This is a genomic window from Massilia sp. BKSP1R2A-1, assembly GCF_050586525.1.
In the GTDB taxonomy this organism is placed as follows: Bacteria; Pseudomonadota; Gammaproteobacteria; order Burkholderiales; family Burkholderiaceae_D; genus Telluria.
The window spans coordinates 133981-154034 of record NZ_JBOBRE010000003.1 but is presented as its reverse complement, the minus strand read 5'-3'; the positions used below and the strand labels follow the sequence as shown (position 1 = coordinate 154034).

Annotated in this window: 20 protein-coding genes; 10 read left to right on the top strand and 10 right to left on the bottom strand. The window is 64.4% G+C overall.

Going from position 1 to position 20054, the window contains the following annotated elements; genetic code table 11:
• Positions 1 to 18: 18 nt before the first annotated feature.
• Together ACQ7JA_RS06305 and ompR are read right to left on the bottom strand one after the other, a co-directional pair.
• A complete protein-coding gene (locus ACQ7JA_RS06305) occupies positions 19 to 1392 on the bottom strand; it encodes an ATP-binding protein (protein ID WP_430895664.1) in 1374 nt (457 codons plus the stop codon).
• A complete protein-coding gene (ompR, locus tag ACQ7JA_RS06300; RefSeq protein ID WP_051306146.1) occupies positions 1392 to 2093 on the bottom strand; it encodes an osmolarity response regulator transcription factor OmpR in 702 nt (233 codons plus the stop codon). Before ompR ends, ACQ7JA_RS06305 begins: the two co-directional genes overlap by 1 nt.
• A 283-nt stretch (positions 2094 to 2376) precedes the next feature.
• Between ompR and ACQ7JA_RS06295 the strand changes: the two genes are divergently transcribed.
• The 4 genes from ACQ7JA_RS06295 to ACQ7JA_RS06280 all read left to right on the top strand — a co-directional run bounded on the left by ACQ7JA_RS06295 (position 2377) and on the right by ACQ7JA_RS06280 (position 6228).
• Complete coding sequence (locus ACQ7JA_RS06295; protein WP_430895662.1) at positions 2377 to 2748, top strand: hypothetical protein; 372 nt, start codon at positions 2377 to 2379, stop codon at positions 2746 to 2748.
• A 162-nt stretch (positions 2749 to 2910) separates the two neighbouring features.
• Positions 2911 to 4818 carry a flagellar assembly protein A gene (locus ACQ7JA_RS06290; RefSeq protein WP_430895660.1) on the top strand — a complete coding sequence of 636 codons (1908 nt, stop codon included), beginning with the start codon at positions 2911 to 2913 and terminating at the stop codon, positions 4816 to 4818.
• 193 nt (positions 4819 to 5011) lie between these two features.
• Positions 5012 to 5347, top strand: a complete 336-nt coding sequence (locus tag ACQ7JA_RS06285) for a hypothetical protein (RefSeq protein ID WP_430895658.1) — start codon at positions 5012 to 5014, stop codon at positions 5345 to 5347.
• 233 nt (positions 5348 to 5580) lie between these two features.
• Positions 5581 to 6228: a hypothetical protein gene (locus ACQ7JA_RS06280; protein WP_430895656.1), complete on the top strand. Its 648-nt coding sequence runs from the start codon at positions 5581 to 5583 to the stop codon at positions 6226 to 6228.
• 148 nt (positions 6229 to 6376) lie between these two features.
• Here ACQ7JA_RS06280 and ACQ7JA_RS06275 read toward each other — a convergent pair whose 3' ends face one another.
• The 3 genes from ACQ7JA_RS06275 to ACQ7JA_RS06265 all read right to left on the bottom strand — a co-directional run bounded on the left by ACQ7JA_RS06275 (position 6377) and on the right by ACQ7JA_RS06265 (position 8309).
• Positions 6377 to 6697: a DUF1330 domain-containing protein gene (locus ACQ7JA_RS06275; protein WP_430895655.1), complete on the bottom strand. Its 321-nt coding sequence runs from the start codon at positions 6695 to 6697 to the stop codon at positions 6377 to 6379.
• Between the two features lie 148 nt (positions 6698 to 6845).
• Positions 6846 to 7352, bottom strand: coding sequence for a nuclear transport factor 2 family protein (locus ACQ7JA_RS06270; protein WP_430895653.1), 507 nt, complete (start codon positions 7350 to 7352; stop codon positions 6846 to 6848).
• Positions 7353 to 7466: 114 nt separating this feature from the next.
• Entirely contained in the window at positions 7467 to 8309 is an 843-nt protein-coding gene (locus tag ACQ7JA_RS06265) for a DUF817 domain-containing protein (RefSeq protein ID WP_430896108.1), read from the bottom strand.
• 192 nt (positions 8310 to 8501) lie between these two features.
• Here ACQ7JA_RS06265 and ACQ7JA_RS06260 point away from each other — a divergent pair, with 192 nt between their 5' ends.
• The 5 genes from ACQ7JA_RS06260 to ACQ7JA_RS06240 all read left to right on the top strand — a co-directional run bounded on the left by ACQ7JA_RS06260 (position 8502) and on the right by ACQ7JA_RS06240 (position 13468).
• Positions 8502 to 11360, top strand: a complete 2859-nt coding sequence (locus tag ACQ7JA_RS06260) for a PAS domain-containing protein (RefSeq protein ID WP_430895651.1) — start codon at positions 8502 to 8504, stop codon at positions 11358 to 11360.
• A 9-nt stretch (positions 11361 to 11369) separates the two neighbouring features.
• A complete protein-coding gene (locus ACQ7JA_RS06255) occupies positions 11370 to 11999 on the top strand; it encodes an NUDIX hydrolase (RefSeq protein WP_430895649.1) in 630 nt (209 codons plus the stop codon).
• 15 nt (positions 12000 to 12014) lie between these two features.
• On the top strand, positions 12015 to 12377 hold the full coding sequence (locus ACQ7JA_RS06250) for a hypothetical protein (protein ID WP_430895647.1): 363 nt from the start codon (positions 12015 to 12017) through the stop codon (positions 12375 to 12377).
• Between the two features lie 88 nt (positions 12378 to 12465).
• Entirely contained in the window at positions 12466 to 12909 is a 444-nt protein-coding gene (locus tag ACQ7JA_RS06245) for an SRPBCC family protein (protein WP_430895645.1), read from the top strand.
• Between the two features lie 97 nt (positions 12910 to 13006).
• Positions 13007 to 13468 (top strand): chemotaxis protein CheW, encoded by a 462-nt coding sequence (locus tag ACQ7JA_RS06240; RefSeq protein WP_430895643.1) that lies wholly within the window; start codon positions 13007 to 13009, stop codon positions 13466 to 13468.
• A 6-nt stretch (positions 13469 to 13474) separates the two neighbouring features.
• On the opposite strand, the gene ACQ7JA_RS06235 is transcribed toward ACQ7JA_RS06240, so the two are convergent.
• The 4 genes from ACQ7JA_RS06235 to ACQ7JA_RS06220 form a co-directional block, all read right to left on the bottom strand.
• Positions 13475 to 15448 (bottom strand): ATP-binding cassette domain-containing protein, encoded by a 1974-nt coding sequence (locus ACQ7JA_RS06235; RefSeq protein WP_430895641.1) that lies wholly within the window; start codon positions 15446 to 15448, stop codon positions 13475 to 13477.
• A gap of 123 nt (positions 15449 to 15571) precedes the next feature.
• Positions 15572 to 16462, bottom strand: a complete 891-nt coding sequence (prmB, locus tag ACQ7JA_RS06230; RefSeq protein ID WP_430895639.1) for a 50S ribosomal protein L3 N(5)-glutamine methyltransferase — start codon at positions 16460 to 16462, stop codon at positions 15572 to 15574.
• A 28-nt stretch (positions 16463 to 16490) separates the two neighbouring features.
• On the bottom strand, positions 16491 to 17630 hold the full coding sequence (gene dapE / locus ACQ7JA_RS06225) for a succinyl-diaminopimelate desuccinylase (protein ID WP_430895637.1): 1140 nt from the start codon (positions 17628 to 17630) through the stop codon (positions 16491 to 16493).
• Positions 17627 to 17986 carry an ArsC family reductase gene (locus tag ACQ7JA_RS06220; protein ID WP_430895635.1) on the bottom strand — a complete coding sequence of 120 codons (360 nt, stop codon included), beginning with the start codon at positions 17984 to 17986 and terminating at the stop codon, positions 17627 to 17629. Before ACQ7JA_RS06220 ends, dapE begins: the two co-directional genes overlap by 4 nt.
• A 185-nt stretch (positions 17987 to 18171) precedes the next feature.
• On the opposite strand from ACQ7JA_RS06220, the gene ACQ7JA_RS06215 reads away from it, so the two are divergent.
• Positions 18172 to 19110, top strand: coding sequence for an STM4504/CBY_0614 family protein (locus tag ACQ7JA_RS06215; RefSeq protein WP_430895633.1), 939 nt, complete (start codon positions 18172 to 18174; stop codon positions 19108 to 19110).
• A gap of 333 nt (positions 19111 to 19443) precedes the next feature.
• Here ACQ7JA_RS06215 and ACQ7JA_RS06210 read toward each other — a convergent pair whose 3' ends face one another.
• Positions 19444 to 20046, bottom strand: coding sequence for a recombinase family protein (locus ACQ7JA_RS06210; RefSeq protein WP_430895631.1), 603 nt, complete (start codon positions 20044 to 20046; stop codon positions 19444 to 19446).
• Positions 20047 to 20054: the final 8 nt, after the last annotated feature.

Sequence of the window (20054 nt, the reverse complement as noted above, 5' to 3'; positions counted from 1 at the left end):
GTAATGACGGGCGAGCCCTCAACCTGCCAGCGGCAATGCGATCTGCAGCAACAAGCCGCCGCCTTCGCGGTTACGCACCGACAGCTCGGCATTGTGGCGCGACAGCACGCGTTCGACGATGGCCAGCCCCAGGCCGGCGCCATTGGCCTGTCCACGCGCGCTGTCCAGGCGCGTAAACGGCTTGAGCAGCTGGGCGATCTGGTCTTCCGGCACGCCCACGCCATGGTCGCAGATTTCGATGACGGCGCGCCTTCCGTGTCCGGTCGCCTTCACGCGCAGGAGGATCGCGATCTCGGTGATGTCCTGGCCCGGGGTCTTGCCGTACTTGCGCGCATTCTCGATGATGTTGTTGACCACGCGCCGCAGGTCGGTCGCATTGCCCATCACGTGGATGCCCGGCATCAGGTCGACCGACACCTTCAGGTCGCGGATGCGGCCCGCCTCGCGCCCGACCTCGGACAGCATCTCCGACAGGTTCACGGCGACGAAGGTGGCGGCGTCGGTCGGCTTGGCGAAGTCGAGGAACTGGCCGATGATGGCGTCCATCTGATTGATGTCCGACTGCATGCCTTCGCGCGCATCCTGCGGCAGGTGCGCCATCTCGACCTCCAGCTGCATGCGCGCGAGCGGCGTGCGCAGGTCGTGCGAGATGCCCGCCAAAATCACGGCGCGGTCCTTCTCGACCTGGGCCAGGTCTTCCACCATCTGGTTGAAGCTGCGGTTGGCCTCGATGATCTCCTGCGAGCCCTTCTCGGGCAGCGGGGTCGGGCGCTCGCCCTTGGCAATCGCGCGCGCGGCCGCCGTCAGGCGCGCCAGCGGACGGTTCACCAGCGAGGAGACAAAGGCCGCACCGACCAGCGACAGCAGGCCCACCAGGGTCGCCCAGCCCAGCCACTGCACGCGCGTGAGGCCCGCCAGGCGCTCGCGCTCGAGCATCAGCCAGTATTCGTCTTCCTGGATGTTGAAGCTGATGTAGAAGCCCGGCACGCCATTCACGCTGCTGGAAAAGCGGGTCTGCTTGCCGAGGCGCTCGCGCACCGCGGTGGCGATGTCCGCCATCAGCGGCGTATTGGGCGGCGGCTCGACCACGTCGTAGTCGTTCATCGTGAGGATGCGGATGCCCTCGTTGGACACCAGCTCGAGCAGCAGCTCGCGGCGCAGGTCCGGCGCCGAGTGGGTGAGGGCGGCCCGGGTGAGGGTTACCACCGAGCCCACCAGCTCGGCCGTCTGCTGCACCTGCGGCCCGCGCTGGAACATGTTGAGCATGCCGATCCACGAGCCCATCGAGGCCGCGGTCAGCAGGGACATCAACAGGAAGGTGCGCCAGAACAGGCCGCTGCGGTACCAGGCGAAACGCGCGGCGCGGCGCGCCGCGGAAAATGGTGCGAACACTAGCGCGGCTGTCCTTCAGGGATGAACACATAGCCCAGGCCCCAGACGGTCTGGATGTACAGGGGGCTCGAAGGATCGGGCTCGATGAGCTTGCGCAGGCGCGAGATCTGCACGTCGAGCGAGCGGTCGAAGACTTCGTATTCGCGGCCGCGCGCCAGTTCCATCAGCTTCTCGCGCGACAGCGGCTGGCGCGCATGGCGCGCGAACACCTTCAGCACCGAGAATTCGCCGGTGGTGAGGGGTACGGTCTCGCCGTTCTTCTTGAGGGTGCGGGTGCCGAGATCGAGCACGAAGTCGCCGAACTCGAAGGTCTGCGGGGTCTCGCTCGGGGCGCCCGGGATCTCGTCCGGCCCCTTGCGGCGCAGGACCGCGCCGATGCGCGCCACCAGCTCGCGCGGGTTGAAGGGCTTCGGCAGGTAGTCGTCGGCGCCCATCTCGAGGCCGACGATGCGGTCCACGTCCTCGCCCTTGGCGGTCAGCATGATGATCGGGGTCTGGTCGCCGGCGCCGCGCAGGCGGCGGCAGATCGACAGGCCGTCTTCGCCCGGCAGCATCAGGTCGAGCACCAGCAGGTCGTAGCGCTCGCGCAGCCACAGCTTGTTCATGGCCGGCGCGCTTTCCGCGGTCACCACCTGGAAGCCCTGCTCGGTGAGGTAGCGGCGCAGCAGGTCGCGCAGGCGGACGTCGTCGTCGACCACCATGATCTTGGCGGAGTGGCCGCCCGTGGCGCCCGGGCTCGCAGTATTTGCAGCGCTATTGTTCGAGTTATTCGTCGATGCGTTCATATGGATTCCAGAATTGTCAGAAGCATGTCGCTATGGTAACGTCTTATGGCTTGAGCATCGCGCGCGAATTGCTCATGCATTACATTGTGTTACAAACTTTACCCAATCAGTCTTACTCCTCGGACGGTATGCACATACACTGGCAGCAAGTGGTCAACACAGCTTATCTGTTTATATGGCATCGCGGAAGAGGGACACCATGAACGACGCGCTCAATACAATTCAGGCAGTAAAAGACGGGGCACTGGGCCTGGTGCGTACCGGCGTCGTGGCCTGCGTTCTGGCCTGCACCGCGGCCGGCGCCATGGCGCAAGACCGCGGCCCGCGCCGCGACGAGATGCAGCAGCAGCAGATGCGCGACCGATATGAGTCTCGCGCGCAGGACCAGCGTTTCGATCCCCGCGCCTACGAAATGCGCGACAATGCGCGCAGGCAGGAGCAGATCGAGGACCAGATGCGCCGCGGAGAAGAAAGCCGCCGCGGCCGGCTGACGCCCGACGAGCGGCGCGAGCTGAAGCGCCAGATCAACGAGGCCAACGTCGACCTCTACCCCAACGCCCGCCGCCGCTGATCGCGCGGCCCTGGCTGGAAAAACGGCGCCTGCGGGCGCCGTTCTCATTTCGGCTTGCCCGCTCGCATGGCGTTTCTTAAGAGAAATCTTGTTGCTATATGTTTATTTACATTGCGCAACATGCTATCGTACGCCCACTAGACCAGACTGGAGGGCGCCTACGTGTCCAACTCCGCAGCAAGCATCTCGCCGGATAGCCCGGCCGCACGCGTTTCCGCGCCCCCCGCGGCGCCTGCCCATTGCATCGTGCGCCAGGACGACGGCGTGTATGCCGACCTGAACGCCGTCGGCCCGGCCCTGGTCGCCGCCGTCGACGCCATCTTCCTGAAGAACCAGTACTTCGCGGGCCTCGACTATCCGGTGCTGGTCAAGGCCCTGTTCGGCCACGGCCCCGATCTGCCGCGCCATCCGCGCGGCGAGCCCCTTGTGCGCCTGGCCGACGACATCCTGCCTTTCTCCCCGGCGCGGCGCCTGCTGTACCGCGCCGCCAAGATCGCCGACGGGCAGGCCGAGTACTACTTCGAACCGGTCTTCATGCGCGACGAGGAGGGCGAGGAGCAGGCCACCTCCCTGGACCTCGACGAATTCGTCGCCGACATGTGGATGAAGGGCATCCGCTTCGGCATCGACCTCGAGGCCGTGCGTGGCGCCATCTCCAGCAACGCCGCCGGCCGCATCGTGGTGGCGCGCCGCCTGCCGCCGAAGCAGGGTGAGGATGCGCGCGTGGTCGAGGTCACGGGCGACCTGCACCGCAGCGACGCGCCGCGCCAGCTCGCCAACGGCAAGCTCGACCTGCTGAGCTTCCAGAACCGCTTCCCCCAGGTCCAGCGCGGCAAGCGCCTGCTGCAGAAGCTGCCGCGCGTGGCGGGCGAGTCGGGCTTCGATCTGTCCGGCATCGTGCTCCCGCCCGAGCTCCCGGAAGACCTCGATTTCAACGGCTGGTGCGGGCCGGGCACCATCATCGACCGCCTGGCCGAGGGCGAATTCCTGGTCGCGCTGCAGGATGGCTTCATCAACGTGGAACGGGGCAGCAACCGGGTGTCGGTGGGCGACAAGATCGTCAGCCACGACGGCGTCAGCGTGCGCACCACGGGCAACCTGGACCTGTCCGGCGACTTCGAGGAATTCGGCGAGGTGCAGGAAAACCGCGTGGTGGAGGGCGAGAGCATCACCGTGCATGCCGACGTCTACGGCCACATTGCCTCGCGCGGCGGCACGGTGCTCCTGAACCGCAACCTGATGGGCGGCAGCGCGAAGAATGCCGACGGGCCGGTCGTGGTGCATGGCGTGGCCTCCGGCGCCGTGATCCAGAGCGCCAGGGGCAATGTGCAACTGCAGCGCGCCGAGAACTGCATCATCTCGGGCGCGAAGGTGACGGTGGTCGAAGCCATCAACTGCGACATCATGGCCGACGAAGTCGAAGTAGGGCAGGCCGAAGGCTGCGCGATCGCCGCGCGCCGCGTGTCGATCGAATGCGCCCTGCCGCGCGGGCACAGCGAGATGCGCGTGTTCGTGCTGTGTCCGGACTGCTCGCGCATCGACAAGGCCATCGGCATGATCCGCGAGCGCGTGGGACAGTTCGGCCAGCTGGTCGAAGGGCGCCGCGCCGCGATCGCCTCGCTCACGGCCCAGCCGGAAGTCGCGAACTACGTGAAGCTGGCCGGCCGCGTGCGCAAGGGCGAGCTGGTGCTCACGCCCGAGCAGCAGCCGGCATTCAAGAAAATGGCGGCGGCGGTGGCGCCGGCCCTCAAGCAGATGGCGCTTCTCAACCAGGAGGTCAAGGACATCGAGCTGGAACAGAAGGCGGGGATGGAGGTGCTGGGCCGGCTGGAAACGCAGCGCGCGGCGCACGATGGCGCGGTCAGCGTGGGCATCCTGGCGGTGGCCGGCGATATCACGGTGCGGGCGCTGAATGTCGAGCCGGATACCTCGGGCAGCGAGGCCAAGCCCTACGACCTGCCGGCGCGGACCATCAAGGCGAGGCTGCGCGAGGCGAGCGGGGCGGAGCTGCTGTTTGCGGGCAGCAGCGGGAGCTTCAGCTGGAGCACGGCGGACGTCGTCGCTTCCTGATGCGGACAGACCGATGATTGAACCCTGGGCAAAGCGGGCGTTTGCCTGGGGCGCCTTCGCCGCACTGGTGCACAGCGCGGCGTAGGCGGGGTACGTCTACCACCTGCAGCGCGCCTCGTATGACGCTCTCAAGCAGCGGCGCGGCGTCATCGAGGCGATCCGGTACAACCAGGTTGGGGTTGGAGGCGTTCCTATGCGGATGGCCACCATGGTACTGACGGTGCGTCTCCTGGATCGCCCGGGCGCGCAGCCGCAGGAGTTCAATTCGAACGCGCCCTTCGAACTGGCCAGCCCGTACTTCAGGCGTCGTCGGACAGGCGACGTCGTGCCCACCTGGGTTCATCGCAGGTCGGGCCGCATCGTCGACGTGCTGCCGCCGGATCGGCCGGACTTCGTGCGGTATCTGCTGATCCTGTTGCCGACCTTGGGGCTGCTCACTTTTTTCATCATCGTCGGCATACTCGGGAATGCCGCGAATCGCACAGTGTCGGCACAGAGCATCCGTGGGCGGTCAAAAGCCCGACAATGACCCGAGCTGCCGGGTCGACTCAAGGCTGAGCCTGTACAAACCGAGACTTGCCGGCTCGGATAAGCAAGGCGAGCACGTGCAACGCGAGCAGAGCAAAATCTCTGTGTGCAGACAGAGGCGGTAGCGCCAAATGCGGTGCAGAAGAGTTTGTGCTTTCTGGGGTGTGCATGATGGCTCGCCGATTGGCTCGAATTCTATGCGACTTCAGGACTGAAGCAAAAGCGAAAATGAATATGAAAATTCGTACCCTGCTGTGCCTACTTGTTCTAGTCCAGTTGGGATTTAGTCCCGCGGTCATTGCTGCTGAAATTGACTGCTTTCGATTCAATCCAGCCGCAGCCGTTTACGTGAGCGCAAACGTATCTGAACTGTTGGCTGTTCCTGATGATCGCACCTCTACGATAAGCCGTGTTTCCTTCGGCGATCGTACCTGCGTACTGGCGACCAAGGATATTGCTGGGAAAAGATGGGTGCTGGTTGGCGGCTATGTTCGCAGAAGTAAAGACGAGCGGATAATTGGATGGCTACCTGTCGAATCAATTGTCTACCGAACGAAGATGAGCCGACAACGAAACATTCGTGCGCAAATCGTAGAGGTGAACATGGGAGACTATTTCGCTGAGTATCATGTGCGGCGCGGTGGAGCATTCGAAGTTTCGCAGGTGATTTCTGAGCACAGCTGCCGGAAGAACGAGGTTCCAAATGAATATGGAGCTTGCGAGGTCCTGGGAATCGTACACGGTCATTTCTACGGGCAAGGAAATTTTGTGGTCGCGCAGTCGACGCAGGGCGAGGACAGTCCTGGCGATATATTCAAGCGGCTACACAATGGAATATTGTGTTCTCTGCATGATGGCGTTTTGCCTGAAGCATGCCAATAGTCGTGCAGCTACATCAAGCATCTCGACGATGCGTTGTCCAGGCAAGAGTGCTGACCAGGCTCTATTTCGGGCCTAAACCACGCTCGGTGGATGGATCTAGGCTGAGCGCAAGTCAAATTTCAGGTTTTACCTCGGGGGCTCTTCTTTACTATCTCAAGATATCAGTTGCCAGATGGCCTGCCGGGAGTCCATCAACTAGGAAGATGACGCTGGATGAGTTCCTGGTGCGCAAGGGCAGGATATCCTGATAAGCAGGTGACCGGTACCATTCGCGGGCATGCGCGATATCGGGAAATTCGATGACGACCAGATCCTGCTGCAGGCTTCCCTCCAGGACTTCGGGCTTTTCGCCATGGATCAGGAAACGGCCACCGTACGGTTTCATCGTCTCGTCGATGCGTTCAAGATACTTGACGATGTCAGGGCCAAGGCCGACTTCCTTCAGCAGACCGACTGCATACGCGCTCATTCCGTTCTCCTCGTGGGTTGGCAAAGGGGACCGCGACTCCCGTCCAGGAGATAAGAAACCTGTCGGGAAGTCGTCACGGTTGGAGTATCGGTTTCGCTGTCATCCGCGACAATTACCTCGTAGGTAATCAAGATGACGCCGGCCGGGCTTAATCGCAGGGGCAGGCGGTCTGCGCCGGCCGGATCTCGGTCGCCTGGTGATAGGTATTCTTCCACCCGTCCGGCTGCCGCACCCAGACCCGGACGAAGCGCCCCCGGAACATCTTCGCATTGGGCTGTGCCAGCACGCTGCGGAAGATCCCGGTCACCAGCGCCGCCTCGCCATTGTCGAGCAGCTGCACCTCGCTTGATTCGTTCTCGTACACCTTGAAGCGGATGTCGCCACGATCGAGGGCGGTCAGCAGCTCGGTCTTGCTGCGTGCGCGACCGCGGCTTTCGATGTGGGAATACTGGCGGTCCATCAGGTTGCGCAAGGTGGGAATGTCGCGCTGCAGGATGGCGTTCGAGCGCTGCCGTTCAAGCGACTGCAGCACGCTCTGCACGTGGGCGGGCGTGTCGGTAGACAAGGCCGGACGGTCGTTCTGCAAGCCCGCATGGGCGGCGCCCGGCAGGAGCTGGATCGCCAGGCACAGGGCGATGCCGGTGAGCGGTTTCATGGTGCTTCCTTCCATGCGGACGCGAGCATGCCGCATGCATTCATCATAGCAGCGCCTGAACGGCCCGGACAGCTCTCGAAGGGCTTCTGCGCGGTAAATCCGGTGCAGTGTTGCTCAGGCACGCGCAACGTGGATTTTTTCCTTGATGTGCTTGAGGTTGGCCACGATGGTGAAGGTCATGATCACCAGCAGCGACCAGGAGCTCCATTTGCTCACGTGCACGACCGACCAGGCGCCCAGCTGGTTCGGGTAGCGCCACACGCCCCAGAAGGTGCCGATGTTCTCGGCCAGCCAGATGAAGAAGCCGATCAGGACGAAGGACAGCAGCAGCGGCATCTTGCGGTCGCGGTCGAGCGGCCGGAACACCACGGTGGTGCGCGAGTACAGGCCGAGGGCGCAGGCGGCCAGGTACCAGCGGTAGTCGCCGATGTAGTGGTGGGTGAAGAAGTTCAGGTAGATCAGGATCGCGATCGTCCACGCCATCCAGTGCGGCGGATGGTGGCGGATGCGCAGGTCGAACAGGCGCCAGGCCTGCACGATGTAGCTGCCGATGGCGGCATACATGAAGCCCGAGAACAGCGGCACGCCGATCACCTTCGTGTATGCGAAGTCCGGATAGGCCCAGGACTGGATGGCGCTCGATACCTTGAAGGCCTCGAGCACGAAGCCGATCGCGTGGAACAGGCAGATCGCCTTCAGCTCGTCCATGGTCTCCAGGCCCGACCTCACCATACACAGCTGGATGGCGAGAGCCACCAGCAGGAGCAGGTCGTAGCGCGGAATGCCGAACACCCCGGCGCGCGGCGTGAGCATCATGGCGGCGAAGAACAGGCCGACGAAGAGGCAGGCGCGCGCGTTCTTGAAGCCGAAATAGAGGAATTCGGCGCCGCCGCGGCGCCAGCCGCCGAGCTGGCGCGGGCGCCTGTCCAGCAGGACGTTGTCGAGCGCGAGGGTCATGGGCGAGGAGCCGGGCGTCTTGTTCATTGTTCTGGCCTGTGATGATGCCCCATCCGGGAGGTCAGCCGATGTTGTCACAGAAGGCTGGCGGAAGCAATGTCCAGGCCGGGCAGCGATGCTCCGATGTAACAGGAAACTTGTCCAGGTGGACACCGGTAGAATGGTGGGATACATCATCCTTCCACTCCAGACATGGCCAGTCTTGACCACCGCTACCGCACGCTGTTCGACGCGTCGCCCAACCCTTACCTGGTCATGGACCGCCGCCTCATGATCGTCGGTGCGAACCGGGCCTACCTGGCCGCGACCGGCCGCCTGCTCGAGGACATTGAAGGACGCTGGGCCATGCAAGCCTTCCCGACCGATCCGGAAACCGAGCGCCAGATGGTCGCCTCGATCGAGCGCGTGATTCATCATCGCCAGCCCGACACCCTGGCCCTGCTGCGCTACTGGACCATCACGCACACGCCGGTGTTCGACGCGGCCGGCGAGGTCGAGCTGGTGCTGCAGCATCCGATCGATGTGACCGAGGTCGAACGCCGGCGCCAGGCGGCCGGCACCGGCGAGGGGCAGGACAGGGCCATGCTGGCCCAGCAAAGCGGCCTGCTCGAGCGCGCGCGCGACGTTTCCCGCGCCAACCTGCACCTGCAGGCCGACGTCGAGCGTCTCAAGACCCTGTTCCTGAAGGCGCCCAGCTTCATGGCGGTGCTGCGCGGTCCCCGGCACGTCTTCGAGTTCGTCAACGAGGCCAGCGTGGCGCTCCTCGGCGAGCGCGCCTATGTCGGGCGGCCGGTGCGCGAGGTGCTGCCGGAGCTGGCCGACCAGCGCCTGTTCGAGGTGCTCGACCAGGTGTTCGCGAGCGGCCAGGAATTCCTCGGCTACGACATTCCGATCCGCGTCGAGCGCGGCGCCGACGGGCTGGAACGGCGCTACATCAACGTGATCTACCAGCCGATCGTGGAGGACGGCGTCATCGCCGGCATCTTCGCCGAGGGCACCGACGTCACCGAGCAGCACCTGGCGCGCCGCCAGGTCGAGGAGCAGGTGGCGATGCTACGCCAGGTCGAGCGCAAGCAGGCCTTCGCGCTGGCGCTGACGGACAGCTTGCGGCCCGAGATGGCGGTCGAGGACATCATCGGCGCGGCCGGCGCGCTGCTCGGCGAATGGCTGCGGGTCGCGCGCGTGCTGTTCGCCGAAGTGCGTGAACCCACCGGCGCCCTGGTGATCCGGCGCGACTGGTGCCGGCCCGGCGTGGACAGTGTCGCGGGCATCGTCACGACCCTCGACGCCTTCGGGGCCGGCATCGCGCGCGCCCTGCGTGCCGGCGAGGACCTGGTGGTCGCCGATGTCGCGCGGGACGAACGCGGCAGCGCCAGCGTCGAGGCCTACGAGGCCATCGGCCTGCGCGCCCACCTGACGCTGCCCCTCGTCAACACTGGGACATTGCGCATCGTGCTCAGCCTGCACGACGACACGGTGCGCGACTGGACCGAGGAAGACATCCGGATGGCGCGCGAGACCGCGGAGCGCACCTGGGCCGCCGTGGTGGCCGCCAGCGCCCAGGCCGAGCTGCGCGCCGAGCGCGACCAGTCGCAATACATCTTCGACACCATGACCGAAGGCTTCGCCCTCGTCGACCCCGCGTGGACGGTGACGCGCATGAACGGCACCGGCCTGCAGCTGATCGAGCGCAGTCTTGATGAGGTGGTCGGCCGCAATCATTGGGAGGCTTTTCCCGAGTCGCTCGGGACCGAGGTCGAGCGCCTGCTGCGCGCCGCGATGGGGTCGGGCACCCCGGATTCCGTGGAATATCCGTTTCCGCTCGCGGACGGACAGCCGCGCTGGATGGAAGTGCGGGCGTACCCGGCCATGGACGGCGGCCTGGCGGTCTTTTTCCGCGACATCACGAAGCGCCGCCTGGCCGAAGACCAGCTGCGCCTGGAGGCCCAGCGCAAGGACGAGTTCCTGGCCATGCTGGCGCACGAACTGAGAAATCCGCTGGCGCCGATCGGGGCCGCGGCCGAACTGCTGGCGCTCGGGCGCCTGGATATTGAGGGCGTGCGCCATACGAGCGCTATCGTCACGCGCCAGGTGGGCCACATGACGAGCCTGATCAACGACCTGCTGGATGTCTCGCGCGTCACGCGCGGCCTGGTGGCGCTCGAGAACGCGCCGGTCGACGTCAAGGACGCCGTGGCCGACGCGGTCGAGCAGGTGCGTCCGCTGGTCGAAGGCCGGCGCCATCGCCTGGAAGTGCACCTGGCGCCGGAGCAGGCCGTGGTCGCCGGCGACCGCAAGCGCCTGGTGCAGGTGCTGGCGAATCTCCTCAACAATGCGGCCAAGTACACGCCGGACGGCGGGCGCATCGTGGTGGAGATGGACGTGCAGGAAACGCAGGTGCTGCTTTCGGTCGGCGACAACGGCATCGGCATGACGCGGGACGTGCAGGACGATGTATTCGGCCTGTTCATCCAGGCCAAGCGCAGCGCCGACCGCTCGCAGGGCGGGCTGGGCATCGGCCTGGCCCTGGTCAAGAGCCTGGTCGAGCTGCATGGCGGGAGCGTGTCGGTGTACAGCGCAGGGCCGGGGCAGGGTAGCCGCTTCTCGGTTCTGCTGCCGCGCATGGCGGCGTCCGTGGAGCCGGTCCCCGGCGGCGTGCCTGGCCCGGATGCACTGCAGCCTGTGGCCCGCGGGCGCAAGGTGCTGGTGGTGGACGACAATGTCGACGCGGCCGAGCTGCTCGGCATGATGCTGGAAAGCGCCGGGCACAGGGTGCACATCGAACACCATTCGCACAGCGCCCTCGACTACGTGGCTGCCCAGGGAGGGGCGGCGTACGACGCCTGTATCCTCGACATCGGCCTGCCCGGCATGGACGGCAACGAACTGGCGCGCCGCCTGCGCGCGCTGCCCGGCATGGCGGGCGCGCTGATGGTCGCCGTCACCGGCTACGGCAGGCCGCAGGACCGCGAGGCGTCGCTGGCCGCCGGCTTCGACCACCACCTGGTCAAGCCGGTCGACATCCGCGAGCTGCTGGCGCTGCTCGGCTAGAATGGCCGCATGCCCTCCACCATCCATCCCAAGCAAGACGAAAACGGCAAGCCGGTCAGCATCGCGCTGCCACACGCGCCGACGCCACCCGGCAGCTGGATCGACCCGCTGCGGACGGCCACCGTGGTCCCCGGCGGGGCCATGCCGGCTTCCTTGAACGGCATCGCATTCCAGCCATGGAGCGGGGCGCCGGCCGACAACGCCGGCTGGAGCGCGGTCGAGGGACAGGAGGCGCCTTTCGCGGAGCCCGCATTCGAAGCAATGCCCGGCAAGCGCGTGGCCGCCGGCGTCGTGGTCGAGGAGCCCGACGGGCGGGTCTGGGTGGTCCATCCCTCGAACGCCTTCGGCGGCTATCCCGCCACCTTCCCGAAAGGGACGCGCGACCCCGGTATGTCCTTGCGCGCCACGGCGATCCGGGAAGCCTGGGAAGAAAGCGGGCTGCGTGTGGTGCTCGGCGGCTTCCTGTGCGACCTGGTGCGCAGCCGCAGCAAGACCCGTTACTATCGCGGCCGCCGCGTCGGCGGCTGCCCGGCCGACATGGGATGGGAGAGCCAGGCCGTGTCGCTGGTGCCGCGCGCCCGGCTTTCCGACATGCTCGTCAATCCGAACGATGCGCCGCTGCTGGCATTGCTGGTGTAGTCCATGGAAATACTCGTGTTTGTCCTACCTTGCGCGGCCCTGTTGTTCTGCTACCTGTGGAGCAACCGGCACGTCGATCCCCGGCGCGTGTTGAAACTGGCGGCCGAAGAGTTCCGCCAGCTTCGCATCGATGCCGAGCACCCGGCATGGCGCTTCGACGGCGGCAGCGCGCAGCTCGTCCATGAACACATCGAGTACCGGGACAAGGCGATGGTCACGGTCCTGCGCGTCACGCGCTACGCCCGCAACGCCCACGGCGAATACTTCTACTTCATGTCCGAGGGGACGGGCCGGCCCTTTTTCAAGCACATCGACCAGGCCTCGGCCAGGGCCGCGCTGGGCGACAACTACCATGCGCCCCCGAGCGCCCCGGGGTAAAAAACGGCGCCGGATGTCGAAAGCCGGCCTGCTTCTTCGTCGTCATGGCAGAGGGACGTCCTCTGCCACATCAAACAAGGAGACCGCCATGTCCAATACCGTCGAACTGCACCGCATGCTGAAATCCACCCCCGACCGCATCTACCGCGCCTTCACCCTTGCCGGCGCCTTCGCGAAATGGCTGCCGCCCTACGGCTTCTTCGGCATCGTCCACGAGATGGACAGCCGGGTCGGCGGCCGCTACCGGATGTCCTTCACCAACCTGACGACGGGCGGCAGCCACGCTTTCGGGGGCGAATACCTGGAGCTGGAGCCGGGCAGGCGCGTGCGCTACTCGGCCGAATTCGAAGACCCGCGCATGCCGGGCCACATGCAGACCAGCGTCACCCTGCGCGAAGTCGCCTGCGGCGTCGAGGTGCGGATCACGCAGGAAGGCATTCCGGATTTCATCCCGGTCGAAAGCTGCTACCTCGGCTGGCAGGAGTCGCTGGCGCAGCTGGCCCTGCTTGTCGAACCCGACATCAAGGAGTAAGGCGGCAAGCGCCCTGCTACGGTGCGTTAGTTGACTGCAGTCAACATTCCAATCGTTCACACCCTTAGCATAGGCGTTGCCCATGAAAGGAAACGCCATGCACCAGCATATCCTCGCCGCACCCCAGCAGTTCCTCGGTTTCAGCCTGGGCGGGCTCGAATACGGGCTCGATTACGCCGCCGTGCAGGAACTCAAGGCCTACAGTTCGCTCGAACGCTTTTCCAATGACGGCGGGATCATCGGCGGCGTCGCCCTTTCACGCGGCGTGGTGATGCCGGTGGTGGACCTGCGCGTGGCATTCACGGCCGAGCGCTCCCTGCCCAAGCCGGGCCTCGACGTGATCGTCGTGCGGGTCTCGGCGGGGATCGTCGGCGTGGTGGTGGAGAGGGTGACGGGCGTCGTACGCCTGCGCCCGGAGCAGGTGGCGCCGCTGCCGGGGGCGAGCGGCGAGGCCGACTACCTCATCGGCCTGGGGATCATGAAGGACCGGCGCATGATCCTGATCGACATCGACCGCCTGATGTCGCTGGCGCCCAGCGAGGACGCCAGGGTGGCTTGATGCCGCTCAGGCGGCCAGGCCTTCGAGCTGCTCCTGCAGCTCCAGCCATTCGGACTCGAGCTGCTCCAGGTCGCGCGAGGCGAAGGCCTGGTCGGCCACCAGGGTCTTGAGCTTCTCCTTGTTCTCGGCTTCGTAGATGCCCGGCTCCAGCAGTTGGGCGTCGATCTCGGCCTTCTTCGCGTTCAGCCTGGCCATCTGCTCTTCCAGGCGCTTGACCCGGTTCTCGAGCGGCTTGCGCAGGGCGGCGAGGCGCTGGCGCCCTTCCGCTTCCAGGCGCTTCTGCTCCTTGCGGTCGACCGGTGCGACCGGAGCCGTGCTTGCTTCCTTCGCCGGTGCCGGCGCGGGCAGGGTGTCGGTACCCTTGCCCAGTTTGGTCTGGAACAGCCATTCCTTGTAGTCGTCCAGGTCGCCGTCGAAAGGCTGCAGCTTGCCGTCGGCGACGATGATGAACTGGTCGGTGGTGGCGCGCAGCAGGTGACGATCGTGCGAGACGAGCACCAGCGTGCCCTCGAACTGGGCCAGCGCCATGGTCAGGGCTTCGCGGGTTTCCAGGTCCAGGTGGTTGGTCGGTTCGTCGAGCAGCAGCAGGTTCGGACGCTGCCAGACGATCAGGGCCAGCGCCAGGCGCGCCTTCTCGCCGCCGGAGAAGGGGGCGATCTTGCTGGTCACCATATCGCCCGGGAAGTTGAAACTGCCGAGGAAGTTGCGCAGCTCCTGCTCGCGCACGTTCGGCGCGATCTTCATCAGGTGCCACAGCGGCGACTCGTCGTGGCGCAGCATCTCGACCTGATGCTGGGCGAAGTAGCCGATCGACAGGCCCTTGCCGAGCGTCGCCTTGCCTTCCAGCGGCATCAGCTCGCCGGCCACGGTCTTGATGAGCGTGGATTTACCGGCGCCGTTCACACCCAGCAGGCCAATGCGCTGGCCGATCTGCAGCGAGAAGTTGACGCGCTTGACGATGGCCTTGCCGCCGACCTTGTCGCCGTGGCCATCGAGGATCGGATAGCCGGCGTCGACGTCCTCCAGTACCAGCAGCGGGTTCGGCGCCGACAAAGGTTCGCGGAACTCGAAGGAGAACTCGGCGGCGGCGCGCAGCGGGGCCAGTTCTTCCATCTTGGCCAGCGCCTTCATGCGGCTCTGGGCCTGGCGCGCCTTGGTGGCCTTGGCCTTGAAGCGGTCCACGAAGGACTGCAGGTGGGCGCGCTGGCGCTGCTGCTTCTCGAAAGCCGCGGCGGCCAGCACCAGGCTGGCGGCGCGCTGGCGCTCGAAGCCGCTGTAGTTGCCCGAGTAGCGCTTCAGCTTGCGCTCGTCGATGTGGACGATGACGTTGACGATCTCGTCGAGGAAATCGCGGTCGTGCGAGATGATGATCAGGGTGCCGGGGTAGCGCTTGAGCCAGTCCTCCAGCCAGATGATCGCGTCCAGGTCCAGGTGGTTGGTCGGCTCGTCCAGCAGCAGCAGGTCGGAAGGGCACATCAGCGCCTGCGCCAGGTTCAGGCGCATGCGCCAGCCACCCGAGAAGCTGGCCACCGGCTGCTTCATCTGCTCCAGCGAGAAGCCCAGGCCCAGCAGCAGCTGTTCGGCGCGCGACTGCACCGTATAGGCGTCGGCGTCGGAAAGAAGGCTGTGCAGTTCGCCCAGGCGCATGCCGTGGGCGGCGTGGTCCGGGTGCGCTTCCAGCTCGTCGAGCTCGGCCTGGAGCTTGCGCAGGTTGGCGTCGCCATCGATCGCGTATTCCAGCGCCGGACGGTCGAGGGCCGGGGTCTCCTGCGCCACGTAGGCCATGCGCCATTTTGCGGGGAAGTCGATCGCGCCCTGGTCAGGATGCAGCTCGTTGCGCAGCATGGCGAACAGGCTCGATTTGCCGGCGCCGTTGGCGCCGATCAGGCCGATCTTGTCGCCCGGGTTGAGAGTAAGGTCGGCGTCCTCGAGCAGCGGCTTGGTGCCGCGCATCAGGCTGACGTTCTGGAAGCGGATCATTGCAAATTTCTGGTGTTATGTAGGGTGGTCGGCTGTGCCGACCGCGCGTCCAGCCGGATCATGCGCAGCCACGACGCATCCGGGAGTTGAACGCGCGGTCGGCGAAGCCGACCACCCTGCGGTTTACTGCGATTGGAGTTGTTCAGCGGTCAGCAGGAACACGGCATCGTCACCCGCACTGGTGCTCAGCCACGTCAGGCCCAGATGACCGAACGCCGCTTCCGCATACTCCGCTTCGTTGCCGATCTCGACCACCAGCACGCCTTCCGGGCTCAAGCGCTCGGCCGCGCCGGCGACGATCTTGCGCACCAGGTCCATGCCGTCCTCGCCGCCGGCCAGGGCGATCTGCGGCTCGCGCAGGTATTCCGGCGGCAGCTTGCCCATCGACGTGCTGTTCACATAGGGCGGGTTGGTGACGATCAGGTCGTACTTCTTGAACGGCACATTGGTGTACAGGTCCGATTCGATCGGGTTCACGCGGCCTTCGAGCTTGTATTCGCGGATGTTGTGCTCGGCCACGGCGAGCGCATCCTTCGAGATGTCGACGGCGTCGATGACGGCGTTCGGGAAGGCGTCGGCCATCATGATCGCCAGGCAGCCGCTGCCCGTGCACAGTTCCAGCACGTTCTCCACGCCTTCCGGATCCTGCACCCAGGGGCTGAAGGTCTGCGGGATCAGTTCGGCGATGAAGGAGCGCGGCACCAGCACGCGCTCGTCGACGTAGAAGTGGTACTCGCCCAGCCAGGCCTCCCTGGTGATGTAGGCGGCCGGCACGCGCTCGCTGACGCGGCGTTCGATCACTTCCATCACCTGGATCACTTCTTCCGGCAGCAGGCGTGCGTCCAGGAAGGGGTCGAGGCGGTCCAGCGGCAGGCGCAGGGTGTGCAGGATCAGGTAGGCTGCTTCGTCGAAGGCTTCGGCGCTGCCATGGCCGAAGAACAGCTTGGCGCCGTTGAAGCGGGTGATGGCATAGCGCAGCAGGTCGCGTGGCGTGCTGAAGGTGGTATTGGTCATGGCACTGGGCTCCCGGTTGAGTCGTTGTTTACTGCGGCGCCAGCAGCTGCTCCAGCGTGCGGCGGTAGATATTCTTGAGGGGATCGATGTAGCGCAGCTCGATGTGTTCGTCGATCTTGTGGATGCTGGCGTTCGGCGGCCCGAATTCTATCACTTGCGGGCAGATGCGGGCGATGAAGCGGCCGTCCGAGGTGCCGCCGGTGGTCGACAGTTCGGTCTGCACGCCCAGCTCGTCGCGGATCGCATTGCACAGCGTGTCCGACAGCGTGCCCTTGGGCGTCAGGAAGGGCTGGCCGGACAGCGTCCACTGCAGCTCGTAGTCCAGGCCGTGGCGGTCGAGGATGGCGTGCACCCGCGCTTCCAGGCCGTCGGCCGTGCTGGCGGTCGAGAAGCGGAAGTTGAAGTCGAGGCTCATGCTGCCCGGGATCACGTTGTTGGCGCCGGTGCCGGCCGCGATGTTGGAGATCTGCCAGGTGGTCGGCGCATAGTATTCGTTGCCCTCGTCCCAGACCTCGGCGGCCAGCTCCGCCAGCGCCGGCGCGGCCTGGTGGATCGGGTTGCGCGCCAGGTGCGGGTAGGCGATGTGGCCCTGGATGCCCTTGATGACCAGGTGGCCCGAGAGCGAGCCGCGGCGGCCGTTCTTGATGGTGTCGCCCAGCACGTGGGAGGAGGTGGGTTCGCCCACCAGGCAGTAGTCGAGGGTCTCGCCGCGCTCTTCCAGGCGCTCGCAGACGACCGCGGTGCCGTCCACGGCCGGGCCTTCCTCGTCGCTGGTGATCAGGAAGGCGATCGAGCCCTTATGGTCGGGCTGGGCGGCGATGAACTCTTCGCAGGCCACGACCATGGCGGCGATCGAGGTCTTCATGTCGGAAGCGCCGCGGCCGTACAGCTTGCCGTCGCGCCGGGTCGGCACGAAGGGCGCCGAATGCCATTGGTGCTCGGGACCGGACGGCACCACGTCGGTGTGGCCGGCGAAGACGAACACCGGGGAAGTCGTACCCTTGCGCGCCCACAGATTGGTGACGCCGTTCGATTCGATGGTCTCGCAATGAAAGCCCAGCGGCGCGAGCAGCTCCTTCAGGCGCTCCTGGCAGCCCTTGTCGTGGGGCGTGACGGAATCGAGGGCGATCAGCTCTTCGGTCAGCAGGAGGGTACGGGAGGGTTTCATGCGGCGTCCTGGAACTTGGCCGTGTAGGCGTCGGCGGAGAATCCGACCGAAACCGGGCCGACACCCTGCAGGACAGGGCGCTTGATCACGGAAGGGTTCTCCAGCATCAGCTCCAGCGCGCTGTCCTTGTCCGTGATCTGCGCCTTGCGCTCGTCAGGCAGGTTGCGCCATGTGGTGCCCTTGCGGTTGACCAGGACTTCCCAGTCGAGCTGCCCGAGCCAGCCGGCCACCAGGTCGCGGGACAGGCCCTGCTTGTTGAAGTCGTGGAAGGCGAAGTCGTGGCCATTGTCGGCCAGCCAGGTGCGGGCCTTCTTGACGGTGTCGCAGTTGGGGATGCCGTAGAGGGTAAAAGACATAGTAGAATCAAGCACTTAGATGATCGTGATCTGTCCAGTATGTATCGCATGTTCGATACCTGTGGTACAGAAGGCTCGGCAGAATAACACATTCACCTAAGCCAAATTCCGACGTTCTCAGCAATGAAGGTTGAGTGCTATCATCGATCAGAACGTTCACCCGACAATTTTAAGCCTAATACCCCATGAGCCCAGTTGCACTATTCTCACGACGGCAAAGCGACGAGCGCGGACTATCCAATGATGTTCTTAGGTATGACGAAATGCCGGAGCCTCTTCGCGTCCAGATCGTACACATCTTTAATGACGTTCTGGGTAGCGAGACTGACTATGATCGGCGGGTCAGTGTACAGAATGCCTACGGTGCTATTGTCGCGACGTTGCGCCGCGAGTATGGAGTATTTGAGTTACCTCCTTCGACACGTCGCCGCAGGAATACAATCACCGAACTGCGAGAATTCATTCTGCATGAGTTCAATGTTGAGCATGTGTTAGATGCGGTTGAGTTAGCGTGCAGGGTAATCAGCGTTCATTCTAGAGACCATAGCTATCTGGGGCGATACGACGGCCCCTCGCGAGCGGTGAGTGCTTTAGACGAGCTTAACCTTCGTTTCAAACAGCATGCGGTCGGCTATCGATACGATGTGCCATCCAAGCAAGTTGTTCGTATCGATTCAGAACTCATCCACAGTGAGGTCATCAAACCTGCCTTGGCGCTCCTTGCCGACCCGGCGTACCGTGGAGTTCAGGAGGAATTTCTGAGCGCATACGAACACTATCGACATCAACGCCCGAAGGAGGCGCTAGTTGATGCGCTTAAGTCATTGGAAAGCATGGCGAAGACCATAGCTCAGAAGCATCACTGGGAATACAGTGCCAAGGCCACAGCAAAGCACCTGTTCGATCTTTTATTCGAGAAGGAACTTATCCCGCCCATGTGGGCTTCTCAATACACTGGATTGCGCTCGATGTTGGAAAGTGGAGTGCCGACTGCTCGGAATCGGTTGAGTGGGCACGGGCAAGGAAGCGAGGTAGTGGACGTGCCTGATCACTTCGTTGCATTCGCTTTACATCAGACTGCAGCTGCGATTGTTTTCCTAGCAGATGCGGAGCGCGCGCTGTAACGTAATTAAAGAGACAGATACCGCACGCGCCGACTGTTGTAGCGTCTGAACATTGAACAGCAAGCGGGATTGGACCCGCCCCGTTCGTTCAGACCCTGCCCTTCGGTTGTGATCTTCTATCACTTTATCCGACTCTAAGTGTAGCCTTCGTTAGGCTTAAAGCAATACGAAATGCGCGGGCTATCGAGTGGGAGCGTTGCTACGGCTTTAGGGCTTCACAATTTCGGTGGGATGCGACCTGGGTCGATGGCGGGATTAGACCCGCCTCACGGTACGCCCTTGTCGCAACGCTCCATGGTCTTACCATTTTACCCGACTCTTATTCTTTAAGACTTAGGACGACATTGCCGTAGGTAAGCCTAAACAGTACCGCTTGACCGTGGAATCGGAGAGACCAAAGTGTTCAGCTGTCTTGCGAATGCTAGCGCTATGCTTCATGCGCCATTCACGTACTACCCCGGGATCATACTTCGCTGGTCGGCCCAAACTAACTTTCCCCCGATGGGTCTTCCCCGTAAGTTCAAGAGACTTGCGCGCGACTTCACGACCTGCCGTTGTTCTTTCGCGGATGCGTTGACGCTCCATGTCCGCTACTTGTGCGAGCACGGCAATGATCAGCTCGCCGACTCCTTTAGCAATCCTACCGAGCCCGCGAATCTCAACGACAACTCCCCGAGTAATGAGACCCCGAATTGTGGTTTGAACGTCGATTGCATCCCGGCCTAGTCGATCAACCGCGTAGACATGCAATGTATCGCCCTCTCGGATGTAATCGAGCAGTGCGCGAAACCCTGGGCGCTCCGCTGCAAGCACTGCACCAGACACCCCTTCATCCACGAACTCGCGGTCGATCTGATGGCCTTGAGATAGGGCGGCACGTTGAGATTCGATGCTCTGATCGAGGGTTGATACCCGGTAGTACCCAATGTGGCTCATGTACTCAC

Bases quoted from the DNA above. Each gene is read 5' to 3' on its own strand.
- ompR (WP_051306146.1), bottom strand. From the start codon at position 2,093: ATGGTGGTCGACGACGACGTCCGCCTGCGCGACCTGCTGCGCCGCTAC.
- ACQ7JA_RS06295 (WP_430895662.1), top strand. From the start codon at position 2,377: ATGAACGACGCGCTCAATACAATTCAGGCAGTAAAAGACGGGGCACTG.
- ACQ7JA_RS06285 (WP_430895658.1), top strand. From the start codon at position 5,012: ATGCGGATGGCCACCATGGTACTGACGGTGCGTCTCCTGGATCGCCCG.
- ACQ7JA_RS06280 (WP_430895656.1), top strand. From the start codon at position 5,581: ATGAAAATTCGTACCCTGCTGTGCCTACTTGTTCTAGTCCAGTTGGGA.
- ACQ7JA_RS06275 (WP_430895655.1), bottom strand. From the start codon at position 6,697: ATGAGCGCGTATGCAGTCGGTCTGCTGAAGGAAGTCGGCCTTGGCCCT.
- ACQ7JA_RS06270 (WP_430895653.1), bottom strand. From the start codon at position 7,352: ATGAAACCGCTCACCGGCATCGCCCTGTGCCTGGCGATCCAGCTCCTG.
- ACQ7JA_RS06265 (WP_430896108.1), bottom strand. From the start codon at position 8,309: ATGACCCTCGCGCTCGACAACGTCCTGCTGGACAGGCGCCCGCGCCAG.
- ACQ7JA_RS06260 (WP_430895651.1), top strand. From the start codon at position 8,502: ATGGCCAGTCTTGACCACCGCTACCGCACGCTGTTCGACGCGTCGCCC.
- ACQ7JA_RS06255 (WP_430895649.1), top strand. From the start codon at position 11,370: ATGCCCTCCACCATCCATCCCAAGCAAGACGAAAACGGCAAGCCGGTC.
- ACQ7JA_RS06245 (WP_430895645.1), top strand. From the start codon at position 12,466: ATGTCCAATACCGTCGAACTGCACCGCATGCTGAAATCCACCCCCGAC.
- ACQ7JA_RS06240 (WP_430895643.1), top strand. From the start codon at position 13,007: ATGCACCAGCATATCCTCGCCGCACCCCAGCAGTTCCTCGGTTTCAGC.
- ACQ7JA_RS06235 (WP_430895641.1), bottom strand. From the start codon at position 15,448: ATGATCCGCTTCCAGAACGTCAGCCTGATGCGCGGCACCAAGCCGCTG.
- prmB (WP_430895639.1), bottom strand. From the start codon at position 16,462: ATGACCAATACCACCTTCAGCACGCCACGCGACCTGCTGCGCTATGCC.
- dapE (WP_430895637.1), bottom strand. From the start codon at position 17,630: ATGAAACCCTCCCGTACCCTCCTGCTGACCGAAGAGCTGATCGCCCTC.
- ACQ7JA_RS06220 (WP_430895635.1), bottom strand. From the start codon at position 17,986: ATGTCTTTTACCCTCTACGGCATCCCCAACTGCGACACCGTCAAGAAG.
- ACQ7JA_RS06215 (WP_430895633.1), top strand. From the start codon at position 18,172: ATGAGCCCAGTTGCACTATTCTCACGACGGCAAAGCGACGAGCGCGGA.
- ACQ7JA_RS06210 (WP_430895631.1), bottom strand. From the start codon at position 20,046: ATGAGCCACATTGGGTACTACCGGGTATCAACCCTCGATCAGAGCATC.